This is a genomic window from Actinacidiphila alni (assembly GCF_900112845.1).
In the GTDB taxonomy this organism is placed as follows: domain Bacteria; phylum Actinomycetota; class Actinomycetes; order Streptomycetales; family Streptomycetaceae; genus Actinacidiphila; species Actinacidiphila alni.
The window spans coordinates 109,560-122,354 of record NZ_FONG01000012.1 but is presented as its reverse complement, the minus strand read 5'-3'; the positions used below and the strand labels follow the sequence as shown (position 1 = coordinate 122,354).

Annotated in this window: 7 protein-coding genes; 4 read left to right on the top strand and 3 right to left on the bottom strand. The window is 73.4% G+C overall.

Annotated elements, in window-relative coordinates:
- The first annotated feature begins 429 nt into the window (after window positions 1-429).
- Window positions 430-1,581 (top strand): Gfo/Idh/MocA family protein, encoded by a 1,152-nt coding sequence (locus BM076_RS20840; RefSeq protein WP_177246530.1) that lies wholly within the window; start codon window positions 430-432, stop codon window positions 1,579-1,581.
- A gap of 220 nt (window positions 1,582-1,801) precedes the next feature.
- Complete coding sequence (locus BM076_RS20835) at window positions 1,802-2,047, top strand: hypothetical protein (protein WP_093715156.1); 246 nt, start codon at window positions 1,802-1,804, stop codon at window positions 2,045-2,047.
- Between the two features lie 130 nt (window positions 2,048-2,177).
- Here BM076_RS20835 and BM076_RS38045 read toward each other — a convergent pair whose 3' ends face one another.
- Window positions 2,178-5,051: a LuxR family transcriptional regulator gene (locus tag BM076_RS38045; RefSeq protein WP_093715155.1), complete on the bottom strand. Its 2,874-nt coding sequence runs from the start codon at window positions 5,049-5,051 to the stop codon at window positions 2,178-2,180.
- A 178-nt stretch (window positions 5,052-5,229) separates the two neighbouring features.
- A complete protein-coding gene (locus BM076_RS20825) occupies window positions 5,230-7,104 on the bottom strand; it encodes a M1 family aminopeptidase (RefSeq protein ID WP_093715154.1) in 1,875 nt (624 codons plus the stop codon).
- A 734-nt stretch (window positions 7,105-7,838) separates the two neighbouring features.
- On the opposite strand from BM076_RS20825, the gene BM076_RS20820 reads away from it, so the two are divergent.
- Window positions 7,839-8,111 carry a helix-turn-helix domain-containing protein gene (locus BM076_RS20820; RefSeq protein ID WP_245796178.1) on the top strand — a complete coding sequence of 91 codons (273 nt, stop codon included), beginning with the start codon at window positions 7,839-7,841 and terminating at the stop codon, window positions 8,109-8,111.
- A gap of 30 nt (window positions 8,112-8,141) precedes the next feature.
- Here BM076_RS20820 and BM076_RS20815 read toward each other — a convergent pair whose 3' ends face one another.
- Window positions 8,142-8,849, bottom strand: coding sequence for a type 1 glutamine amidotransferase (locus BM076_RS20815; RefSeq protein ID WP_093715153.1), 708 nt, complete (start codon window positions 8,847-8,849; stop codon window positions 8,142-8,144).
- A 515-nt stretch (window positions 8,850-9,364) separates the two neighbouring features.
- Here BM076_RS20815 and BM076_RS20810 point away from each other — a divergent pair.
- Window positions 9,365-12,790: a glycoside hydrolase family 3 C-terminal domain-containing protein gene (locus BM076_RS20810; protein WP_093715152.1), complete on the top strand. Its 3,426-nt coding sequence runs from the start codon at window positions 9,365-9,367 to the stop codon at window positions 12,788-12,790.
- The last annotated feature ends 5 nt before the right edge of the window (window positions 12,791-12,795 follow it).

Here is a 12,795-nt window from a genome sequence, read left to right as displayed (position 1 = left end):
GGCGAGTCTCCGCCGCCGCTTCCCTGCGTACTGCCAGGAGTGAGGGGTAATTCCGGCGCGGCCCGGCGGCCGGAAGCTCGCAAGTGCGGCTGTTCCGGTTGCACATCGCCATTTTGCCGACCGTGTTGTCGAGCCTGTCGAATGAGTGCGGAGGCAGAGTATGCCAACGTGGGAAACATCCTCTTGGGCCCGCGTCACGCTGTCAATACCTGTTTTTGCCGACGGACACCGCATCGTCGCACCTCCACGGATACACGGATACATCGTCGGACACCTCCGGGCGTGACGCCAGTGACCGGATGCCCAGCGGGGTGTGATGCAGTGGGTGACGGCCGCGGGACGGCCGGAAGGGCACCCCGGGAGGGCCGAAGTCGGCCGGAATCGACCGCTCCGGGAGCCGTGGCCGTGGCGGCAGGGAGGCGGGAACGGATGGAGCCGGGCGCGGGACGGGGTACGGCGGCGGGTGCGGGGCGGCCGGTGCCGGTGCCCGTCGTGGTGATCGGCGCCGGGAAGGTGGCGCACGCCGCGCACCTGCGGGAGATGCGGGACCTGCCGGAGCTGCTGCGCCCGGCGGCCGTGATCGACCCGGACCCCGTACACACCGACGCCGTACGGTCCGGCTTCCCGGCCGGGACGGCCGTCTGCACGACGCCGGCCGAGGCGGTACGGGCCGGGGCGCGGGCCGCGCTGGTGTGCACACCGTGGTGGACGCACCGCGACGTGGTGCTGGAGTGCCTGGAGCTCGGGCTGCCGGTGCTCTGCGAGAAGCCCGTCGCCCTGGACCTCGCGGAGCTGGACGAGCTGGCGGCGGCCGAGCGGCGTACGGGGGTGCCGGTGGCGGCCGGCTACATGAAACGGCACGACCCGGTCGTGGCCCGCTTCCTCGACCACGGCAGGGAGCGGCTCGCCGGCGCGCGCCGGATCACCGCCGACATCCACGACCCGAACGCGCCGCACCAGGTCGAGCACCTGCTGCCGTATCCGCCGCCGCCCTTCGGCCCGCAGTCGCCGCCCGCCCGGGCCGCGCTGGCCCGCGCGCTCGGCCCGGCCGCGACGCCGGAGCAGACGGAGGCGTACGCGCGCGGCCTCGGCGGCTCGCTGGTCCACCAGGTCAATCTGGTGCACGCGATCCTGCGGCCGGACCCCGCGGGCGGCGGCCGGCGGCTGTACGGGCGCCTGCTGGACGCGACCGGCTGGAGCGGTACGAGCGCGGTCGGTGCCCGTTGGCGCCCGGACGACGACCTGCTGGTCGACCTGACCCATTTGCGGCTGCCGGGACACCGCCGTTACCGGGAGACGCTGGAATTCGTGGCCGAGGACTCGGTGGCCACCCTCGCGCTGCCCTCGCCGTACGCCCGGGACGAGGCGGCGACGCTGCACATCGACACCTGGGACGCGGGGTCCGGGCTCGCGACCCGGCGTACGTACACCGCGGAGCCGGGGCGCACCGGCTTCCGCCGGCAGCTGGCGGCGTGGGCGCGCAGCGTGCGCGGGGACGCCGGGGCGCTGCCGCTGCCCGGGCTCGCGGAGGTCCGCGAGGACACCCTCGCGGTGCGCGAGGCGGCGCTGAATCTGCGCTGAGCCTGCGACGGCCCGCGTCCCAGCCGCCCCAGCAGGGCCTTTATGCCGACTGCTGTCACACATTGGCCTAGACCTATTGCTGCGGGCTGTAGTCAGCGGCTAACGTTCGATCACGGCGCGCGCGGCCACACCTGCTCCGATCTGTACGCATCTGTACACACGCAAGGCCCCTTCCCTCCCCCCGCAGGCGCTTCCGCCTGCCCGGAAAGGAGTTGTGCACATGACCAAGCGACTGATCGCCCGCGTCGGCACCGTGGCGGCCACCGCCCTGCTCGGCGGACTCGGCCTCTTCGGTGCCACCGCCGCCCAGGCGTCGCCGCCGCCCGGCAGCGGCTTCATGTTCATGGGCTACTTCCCGACGTACGCCTCGTGCGTCGCCCAGGCCCAGGCCAACGCCCCGATCCACGGCCCCGTCTACATCTGTGAGCTGGGCACCAACAATCTGTACCTGCTCTGGATGCACTGACGTACCGTCAGCACACGAACTGACGGATCGTCAGTCGTCGAACTGACACACCGTCACTGATGCAGCCGCTCACGGGGGCGGCCGAGCCGCGGGGGGCGTTCCGCCGAACGGCGGGGCGCCCCCCGCTGGTTCACCCCTCCGGCCGCCCGGCCGCCGGCTGGTCCAGCGTCACCCGGGCCAGGTCCACCCGCGACCGCACGCTCAGCTTGCGATAGGCGCGGGTGAGCGCGGCCTCCACCGTCTTGACGCTGATCACCAGGGCCGCGGCGATCTCCCGGTTGCTGGCGCCGCGCGCGGCCAGCGCCGCGATCCGCCGCTCGGTGTCGCTGAGCGCCGTCAGCCGGGGCGCCGCCGGGTCCCGCGGACGGCCCGCGGCATACGGCCCGTCCGGCCGCTCCACCCGGTCCGCCTCGGCGTCGGCCAGCGCCAGCCAGGGGTGGGCGCGGGCGGTGCGGAAGATCCTGGCCGCGGCGCCCAGCGCGGTACGGGCGGCCCGCGGGTCGCCGCGCCGCGCGTGCAGCCGGCCGAGCGCCAGCCGCCCCCTGCCCTCCTCCAGCGGATACGGCAGCTCCGCCAACCGGCCGACGGCCGCGTCGAGTTGGCCCACCGCGGTGTCGAGGTCGCCGCGCGCCTCGGTGACCAGGGCGGCGGCCCGGTCCAGTACGGCCAGCATCCCGCGGCGGCCGAGCCTGGCCGCCTGCGCCCGGGTCGCCGCCACCAGATCCGCGGCCTCGTCCGTCGCGCCCGCCCGCACCAGCGCCTCCGCGAGGTCGGCCTGCCAGCGGCGCATCGCCGGATCGCCCTGGCCCTGCCCGGTCTCCAGCAGCCGCGCGCGCTGCAACGCGTGCACCGCCGCGGTCGTCTCGCCGCGCAGCAGCCGGACATGGCCCTCGGCGTGCAGCGCCCTGGGCAGGAAGAGCTGGTCGTCGTCGTCCTCGCTGTGCCGCCTGGCCCGGTCGGCGGCGGCCAGCGCCACATCGGTCCGGCCGCCCGCGGCCTCGGCGAGCGCGACCGCGTACCAGGCCGGTCCCTGGCTGAGCCCGGCCTGTTCGGCCACGCGCAGGCTCTGGTGCGCCAGGTCGAGGGCGCGTTCGCAGCGCCCGCGCAGGATCTCCACCTGCGCCAGGCCCGACAGGCACTGGCACAGGCTCTCGGCGGAACCGCGCTGGCGCACGGTGTAGATCAGCGCGCGCAGTTCGGTGCGCGCGTCGTCCAGCCGGTCGTGCAGCAGGTGGCGGCGGTGCTTGAGGAAGACCGGGCCGTTGTGGTCGAAGAGCACCCGCGGGTCCTGCGGCGCGGCCAGCGCGGCGGCCAGCGTCCGCTCGGCCTCGGGCAGGCCGAGGTAGAACTCGACGGCCGCCTGCTGGCTGAGCGCGGCCAGTTCGGTACGGCGGTCGCCCGCGCTCGCCGCCAGCACGGCCGAACGCGCCGCGTGCGTACGGGCCTTGACGGCGGTGCCCTCCACCATCCAGGCCCGCCAGCTCATCCGGTGGTGCAACTGGGCCAGCAGCCGCGGGTCGTCGCGCGCGTCCTCCAGGGCCTGCGGGAAGACATCGGCGACCTCGGCCATCGCCTGGCCGCACGAATCCACGATGACGATCCAGGCGCGGACCCGGTCGGCCGGGCGGCCCGAACCGGTCAGCGACTCGTGCAGCACCTCGTGCGCGATCCGGCGGGCCAGCGGGTAGTCGCCCGCGGCGACCGCGTCCTCCGCCGCCGTCAGCCGCCGGTCGGTCTCGGCCGCCGGGTCGTCCGGCGGGGTGCGGTCGGCGGCCAGCCGGCCGAGCCGGGCCGCGACGGCGGGCGCGCCCCCGCGGCGGGCGGCGCCGGCCGCCGCGGACAGTTCCGCGGCCACGTCGGCGTCCCAGCCGGGGGTCAACGAGGCCAGGTGGTGGGCGCGTTCGACGGGGTCGCCGGCCGCGGCGGCGAGCGCGGTGTGCACCCGGCGGCGGGTCGCCGGATCGGCGTCGTCGTACACCACCCGGGCCAGCAGCGGCGGTACGAAGCGGACCGGGCCGCCGTCGTCCGGCACCGGTTCCACGAGGCCGAGCCGGGCCGCTTCGGCGAGATCGGCCGCGGCCTCGTCTCGGCCGGCCCGGCGCAGCAGCCGTGGTGTCGGCCGCTCGGCGGCGCTCGCGGCGAGCAGCGTCATCCACGGGCCCGCCGGCAGCGCGGCCGCCCGCCCGAGCAGTACGTCCCGCAGGCCGGCCGGCACTCCCGGCTCGCCGGCGGCGCGCGCCAACTCCAGGGCCACATAAGGGTTTCCGCCGCTCTCGGCATGGACGCGGGCCACGGCGGACCGCTCGCCGCCGAGCAAGGGGCCCACCAGCCCGGCCAGTTCCCGCTCGCCCATCACGGGCACGTCCAGGGCCACCGCGCCCCCGGTGGCCCACGCGCCCCGCCCCGCTCCGGCACCCGCACCCGTCCGCGCCGCCGTCGCCGTCAGCAACGGCCGTCCGCCCGCCCGCCGCAGCGCGAACGCGAGCAGCGCCGCCGTCCCGGTGTCGAGCTGGTCCACGTCGTCCACCACCAGCACGACCGGCCCGTCGTCGCACAGCGCGGTGAGCAGATGGAGCACGGCGAGGGGCAGCGCGAGCGGATCGCCCTCCGTGGCAAGGGGGTTGGCAGCCCCGGCGTCCGGTTCCGGGCGGTGCAGCGCAGCGAGCAGCGCGGACCGTTCTGGCGGCGGCAGACCGGCGAAGGCCGGGGCGGAGGAGGGGACGGCGGACAGGAGGTCGATGAGGCCGAGGTGGGGGAGGTGGTGCTCGTCGGGGGAGGGGGCGCAGCGCAGGACGCGGCGGCCGGCGGCGGCCTGTTCGTCGGCGAGCGCGGCCAGCAGGGTGCTGCGGCCGATGCCGGCCGGGCCGGTGAGGTGGACGCCGGTGCCCGCGGCGAGCGCCGAGCGGGCGGCGGCGAGCAGCGCGGCGCGGCCGTGGACCGCGGCCCGCCCCGTGGGGGTGGGGCGGGCCGCGGCCCGGCCGGCGGAGCGCGTCGTCTCTGTCATGCCCGGGACCCTCCCGACACGGCGTGGGCCCCGATCATCAGGTCCGATCGTGCACCTGTCAAGAAGGCGTGACAGCGGTGCGTACCGGAATCGACACGCTGGTGGCACCCCGCCCGGCACCGCCGCGGCCCCGGGCGGGGGCGATCAGGAGGACCCGCGAAGGTCCCGGGAAGGACGGCTAGCCGTCGATCCTGTGCTGCGTCCAGAAGGACGTCAGATCCACCGTCGTCGCCGCCTGCGCCGCGGCCTTGAACTCCGCGGTCGTGGAGACGCCGTACCAGTGCGCCTGCGCGTAGTCGTGCAGCAGCGTCGTCATCGCGGAGTCGCCGATCAGCCGCCGCAGGTCGTGCAGTGCGCACTTGCCGTAGTTGTAGACGACCGTGCCGTAGCGCGAGGAGTGCGCGTCCCAGTACGCCATCGAGTTGGTGATCTTCTCGGCGGAGGACGCCCACGACACGCTGTTCCAGCAACTGGCGCCGGTCTTGCCCAGCGCCAGGTCGGTGGAGTAGTCGGCGAAGGACTCGTCCAGCCACGGGCTGTTGTACTCGTCGTCGCCGACGATCCCGTACCACCACTGGTGCCCGATCTCATGGGTCAGCGCGGTGGTGTCCACCAGGTCGAGCACGAAGCCCGGGTACTCCATCCCGCCGAACCAGAAGTTGTTGTCCAGCACCGCGTCCAACTCGCCGTACGGGTACGCCCCGAAGCGGCCCGCGTGCGCGTCCACCGCGTTCTCCGACACCGTGAGCATGGAGTTGGAGTTGGCGGTGGAGATCCCGCTCACCGCGTAGACGTTGATCTTCACCCCGGCCGGGGACGTCCCCGACACCTTGCTGAACGGGCCCGCGGCCCAGGCGAAGTCACGGACCTTGGTCGCGGTCGCCTTGGTGACCGTACGGCCCGAGGTCCCGGGGGTGTCCACCGAAGTCCCGGTCGCGGGAACGGAGATGGAGGTCGGGTGGTCGAGTGTCACCGAGAAGTCGGCGGCCAGTGAGTAGAACGCCTCACCGTTGTTGGTGTACGGGTCCAGGTGCCAGCCGGCCGCGTCCCGGATCGCCAGCACCGGCAGCGCGTTGCCGATGAAGCTGAAGGAACCGTCCTTGCCGAAGCGGTCGGCGCCGGACGGCACCACGATCTTCAGGTCGAAGCCGACGGTGCCGCTCTGCCCCTGCGCGAGCGCGGCCGGCAGCGTCACCTTCAGCGCGGTGCAGTTCACGGTCAGCGCGGACGCGGTGCCGCCGGTGACATTGGTGACGGTGATCGGGGTGCTCGGGCAGCTGCCGTGGTAGTTGTCCCACAGCCGCAGGTACACCTCGGTGAGCGGGGTGGCCGAGGCGTTGGTGAAGTTCACGCTCTCGTGGCCGTTCCAGGTGCCGCCCGTCGCGTCGCTGGTCAGGCTGACGGTGTACGCGGGCGCGGCCGGCGTACGCGTCGGGTCGTCGGCGGGCGGCGGCGTCGTGCTGTCACCGGAGGTGGTCAGCGCCACGTCGTCGAGGACGAAGCTGGTCTGGAGGCCGGAGTCCTCGGTGCCGGTGAAGCCGAGGCTCACGCTCTGCCCGATGTACGCGGACACGTCGACCGTCCGCTGCACATAGCCGCTCGCCGCGTCGAGGTTGGAGTATGTCGCGACGGTCGTGCTCCCGATCTTCGCGGTCAGCTTGTCGTAGGCGGTCGTCCGCGTCGTCTCGGCGGTGTCGATGTGCAGCCAGAAGGTCAGGCTCGCCGAGGAGCAGCCGGACGGGATGGTCACGGTCTGGGCGAGGCTCTCGGTGTGGGTCGAGCCGTAGCCGTCGAGCCAGGCGAAACGGGTGCCGGTGTGGGCGCTCTGCCCGCCGCCGCTGGTGATCGCGCCGGTGGTGCCCGTCCAGGGCGAAGTCCCCGACTCGAAGCCGCCGTTGGCGACGACCTGGGTGGGGGCGCACGCGGCGGGTGCGGCGTGAGAGGCGGGTGCCGATGGGGTGGCGGGCGCGGCCGAGGCGGGCGCCGCGGCGACCGCGCCTCCCGCGACGACGACGCCCGCTGCGGCGAGCAGGGAAAGGAGTCGGTTTCTCATCGGCTCATCGGATCCTCTCGGGGTGGGGGGACGGACCGATACGACGGCCGAGGGTCGGCGCCGTCCGGCGCCGGGGTGGTGGCGGCCGGCCGGGCGCGGGGGCTCGACGCGCAGGAGTCTGCACAGCCCGCTCACAGGACGTAAGACCCGCCGGAAATCCGTAGGGATATCCCTATGCGGGGTCCGATTGCGGCCCGGCCCGCGCGGATTGCCGGGAGGTGACGCGCGCGCGGCGGAAAGGCGGTCGCGGCGGACATACGGTGCTACGCCGGTCATATGCTGCGGGCACCGGGAGTCGTACGGGAGTCGTACGAAGGATGTGGCCGCCGCCGGTGCGTCCGTGTGACACGAAACGGTGCAGGGCCGTGCGCCGGTGAATTGTGTGCGATTTCAACCATGCTTCTCAACGGCCGTGCTGGCCTGGGAGTTTGGCACGTCGGCGCGGTCAAACATGCCGCGGGGTGTCACGGATGTGGCGTAGGTCACGTGATTGCCTGGCGCTAACCGGGCGGCGGACAGCCCCCGTTGTTTAGTGTCTGGGGGGAGGGCCGAGCACCGATTTCCGGTCGATCACGGTGAACCGATGAAGCCCGGCGGAGGGAGTGCGATATGAGCGGTCGAATTCGGCCGGGCGATTGGTGTGTTCGGCCCCCGCGGCACCATCCGGGTTGAACTTCTTCATTGAGTTGGGGAGTAGCGTGTACGGGGACAAGCTTCTAACTGACCGTCAAGGATTGAGCCGTCTCGACCGGGGACGGGGGAGCGGCGCCGCGCTGGCGCCCATCGAGCGCTCGGCGCTCCAGACCCTCACCCCGCGCGAGCGGGAGGTGCTGAGCGTCATGGGCTTCGGCGAGGGCAACAGGGCCCTCGCCTCCCGGCTCGGTATCGCCGAGCGGACCGTGAAGGCGCATCTGACGAGCATCACCCGGAAACTGGGGCTGCGCTCCAGGGTGGAGACGGTGCTCGTGTCGCTGGAGTGGGCCGAGGATCTGCGCCCGGCCGAGTAGCGGCGCCGTGTCGCGGGCCGAGCGGCGGCCTCAGGCCGCTGTCGCGGAGGCGACGGCGGCGAACCGCAGGGCCACGCGCCGCCACACACCGGCCGCGGCGGCGTCGTGCCGCAGCGCGGCGCGGTGCAGTTCGTCGCGGTCCACGCCGTGCCGGTCCAGGCGCTCCACGTTCCACCCGCTGATCCGGTCCGCCGTGGTCTCCGGGTGGAACTGGACGCCCCAGGCGTTCGCGCCGACCCGGAACGCCTGATAGGGGCAGTTCTCGCTCTCGGCCAGCCACCGGGCGCCGTCGGGCAGCTCGACGATGGCGTCGACATGGTTCTCGATCGCGGTCGGGTGCTCCGGGAGACCGGTGAACAGCGGGTCGTCCGCGGCTTCCTGGCGGAGCGTCAGCTCCGTGCTGCCGAACTCCGGCCGTCCGTGCTCGCCGCGCACCTCGCCGCCCGCGACCTGCGCCAGCATCTGGCCGCCGAGGCAGATCCCGAAGACGGGGGTGCCCGCGTCCAGCGCCTGCCGCACCAGTTCCCGGGTCGGCGCCAGCCACGGCGCGCGCTCGTCGTCGTCCGGCAGATAGCCGCCGCCCAGCACGATCAGCGGGCGCGGCCCCAGCCGCTCCGGCAGCGGCGCGCCGTCGTAGGCGGCGACCACCTCGACGCCGAGCCCGCCCTCGGCGAGCCAGCCCTCCCACCGTCCCGGCCCGCCCCCGGGCCCGTGCTGCACCACCAACGCCGCCGTCATACGACCTCCCCGCGCGTCCCGCCGCTTCGCGTACCGGCCCATGATCGCCCCGCCCTGCGGCCCGCTGCCACACCGGCCGACGTGGCGCTCATCACCGAAGGACCTCCCGGCGACCCGCTCGGCTTCCTGCCGCCGCACCTGCGGGACGTCCCGTACGCGTACGACCGCGACCCCGTCTCCACCGCCCCGGCGACCTCGCCCCCGATCGCGTCCTCCACCTCACCAAAGAAGTCGGCCGCCCCGCCCTCTGGTGCGCGCCGGGATCCACCAGGCGCTGTCCAGGGCCCGCGCGGCCGTCCTCGGCCGCTGACCCGTCGCGCCCGCGCGACGCGACGCGCGAACCCGGCATGCGCGACTCGCGGACGAAACACTCCGCACCCCACTGAAGGATCACATCCGTTCAGCACACGGTGCCGTGTTCATGTTCTTGACGCTCTCCACGGGCGAGCGCAGACTTCGAGGCGTTTGCGTTCACCTCCTGAATCCACCGGCAATGACGCCCCTTTGGAGAACGTATGCGCATGGCCCGTCTCGCGGTGGCGGCCGCGGCTGCCGCCGCCCTCGCCGTACCCCTCGCAGTGGCAGGACCCGCGTCCGCCGGCGACACCCCGGCCGCGACCGCCCGGCAACCCTGGCTCAACTCCCGTCTCCCGCTGGAGAAACGCGTCGACCTGTTGCTCGGACAGCTCACCAACGCCGAGAAGGCGTCGCTGATGACGTCGGTCGGTGTGCCGAGCGGCTCGCACGCCACCGGCTACACCCCCGGCATCGACCGACTCGGCGTCCCCGGCCTGCAGTTCACCGACGGGCCCGGCGGCGTACGCGACGGCCAGCCCGCCACGGCGCTGCCGTCGCCCGTCTCGCTGGCCGCCTCCTTCAACACCGAACTCGCCAAGCAGTACGGCACGGTGATGGGCTCCGAGGCCAAGTCCCGTGGATACCAGGTCATTTACGGCCCCATGGTGAACATCGTGCGCACCCCGCTGGGCGGCCGCGATTTCGAGACCCTCGGCGAGGACCCGGCGCTCGCCGGTGACATCGGCTCCGCCGAGATCGAGGGCATCCAGAAGCAGGGCGTCGCCGCGCAGGTCAAGCACTACGCGGGCAACAACCAGGAGAACGCCCGCATGACGTCCAGCTCGGACATCGACGAGCGGACCCTGCACGAGATCTATCTGCCCGCCTTCGAGAAGGCCGTCAAGGACGCCCACGTCTGGTCCCTGATGTGCGCGTACAACAAGGTCAACGGCACCTACGCCTGCGAGAACGCGCAGATCCTGCGCGAGATCCTGATCGACACCTGGAAGTACGACGGCGTGGTCGACACCGACTACCCGGCCAACCACAGCACCGTCGCCTCCGCGCTCGCCGGCCTCGACCAGGAATTCGCGGGCACCAGCTACTTCAAGCAGCTCCCGGCCGCCGTCGCCGCGGGCCAGGTCCCGCAGTCCGTGCTGGACGACGCGGCCCGCCGCATCCTCCGACTGGAGTTCCGCACCGGGCAGTTCGACAGGAAGACCCCGACGACCGTCGACTACGAGGCCGACAGCGCCTTCGCGCGCAAGGCCGCCGAGGACGGCAGCGTCCTGCTGAAGAACAGCGGCGGCACCCTCCCGCTGGACACCAAGAAGCTGACATCGCTCGCCGTCATCGGCCCCAACGCCGAGACCGCGATCACCGGTGGTGGCGGCAGCTCCGCGGTCACCCCGTACAAGAAGGTCGACCCGGTCTCCGGGCTGAAGGCCCGGCTGGGCAGCGGGGTGGACGTCACCTCGGTGAAGGCGGGCGGCAACGGCGGCTTCCCGGCGATCCCGGCCTCCGCGCTGACCGGCCTCAAGGGCGAGTACTTCGCCAACAAGACGCTCTCCGGAACGCCCGCGGTCACCCGCGACGACCCGAACATCGACTTCGACTGGGTGCTCGGCTCCCCGGCCGACGGCATACCCGTCGACAACTTCTCCGCCCGCTGGACGGGCACGCTCACCGCGCCCGCCACCGCCGCGTACACCTTCTCCGCCACCAGCGACGACGGCAGCCGGATCTACCTGGACGACAAGCTCATCGTCGACAACTGGTCCGACCACGGGTCGAGCACCGTCAAGAGCACGCCGGTGCGGCTCACCGCCGGTGAACCGCACAGCCTGCGCGTCGAGTTCTACGACAGCGCGCAGAACGCCTCGGTCTCCGTCGGCTGGTTCGCCCCCGACCTGCCCGACCCGACGATCCAGGCCGCCGTCGACGCGGCGAAGAAGGCCGACGCGGCGGTCGTCGTGGTCGGCGACTCCTCCAGCGAGGGCTCGGACCGTACGACGCTGGCGCTGCCCGGCAACGAGGACCAGCTGATCAGCGCGGTCGCCGCCGCCAACCCCCGCACCGTCGTGGTGATCAGGGCCGGCGCCCCAGTGCTGATGCCGTGGCTGTCGCAGGTGCCCGCCGTGCTCGACATGTGGTACCCGGGCCAGGAGGACGGCAACGCGCTGGCCGCGCTGCTCACCGGCGACGCCGAACCCGGCGGCCGGCTGCCGGTCAGCTTCCCCAGGACCGACACCCAGACCGCGACCGCCGCGGCGCCAGGCCGCTACCCGGCGGTCGACGGCGTGTACGACTACAGCGAGAAGCTGGACGTCGGCTACCGCTGGTACGACCAGGAGCAGCAGACGCCGCTCTTCCCGTTCGGCTACGGCCTGTCCTACACCACCTTCCGGCAGTCGCACCTGCGGATCGACGACGACCGCGTCGAGGCCACCGGCCGCGGCACCGGAAAGATCCGGGTCTCGGTCGACGTGACCAACACCGGCCGCCGCACCGGCACCGATGTGGTCCAGCTCTACGTCGGCTACCCGGCCGGCGCGGGCGAACCGCCGAAGGCGCTGAAGACCTTCGCCAAGGTGGAGCTCAAGCCCGGCCGGACGAAGACCGTACGGCTCACGCTGGACGCCGACGCCTTCAGGACCTGGGACAGCGCCGCGCACGACTGGACGGTCCTCGCGGGCCGCTACCCGGTCTACGTCGGCCAGTCCTCGGCCGACACCCCGCTCAAGGGCGCGGTGACCGTCACCAGGACCGTCGGCGCGCAGTACACCGCCGTGTCGGTGCCCGCGCAGACCGACGCCGGCGCGTCCTACCCGGTGAAGCAGACCTTCACCAACACCGGCGACAGCGCCGTCCGCGACCTGTCGCTGAGCCTGTCGGTACCGGCCGGCTGGAAGGCCACGCCCGCACCCGGCAAGGCGGCGGGCCGTACGGTCGCGCCGCACAGCTCGGTCAGCGCGACCTGGGTCGTCCAGGCGCCCGCCGACGCCACCCCCGGGCCCGCCACGGTCACCGGCAAGGCCACGTATCTGCTCGACGGACGGCAGACCAGGACCGCCGACGCCGCGACCACCGTCCCGTACGCGACCACGGCCGCCGCGTACAACAACAAGGGCATCAGCGCCGACAGCGACCCGGGCACCGGCGACCTGGATCCCGGCGGCTACAGCCTCTCCGCCACCCAGCTCGCCAAGGTCGGCTACACCCCCGGCGCGACGGTGACGGCGGGCGGCCTGGACTACACCTGGCCGGACACGCGGCCCGGCGAGCCCGACAATGTGGCGGCGGCCGGACAGGTGATCCGCGTCCAGGGCCAGGGCAGCAGGCTCGGGCTGCTCGGCACCGGCATCAGCTCCGCGCACGCGGGCACGGTGACGGTGACGTACACCGACGGGACGACGGCTGACCTCGCGGTCTACCTGCCCGACTGGTACAGCAACGCGGCGAGCGGCAACAGCCAGTTGGCGGTCACCACGGCCAACTGGAACCGCCCGCCCGGTGACACGCTCGGCGACCACGCGGTGAGCCTGTACACCACCGGGGGCGCGCTCGACCCGGACAAGGCCGTCGCGTCGGTGACGCTGCCGAACGACAGCGGCTTCCACGTGTTCGCGATCTCGGTCGGCTGAGCGGA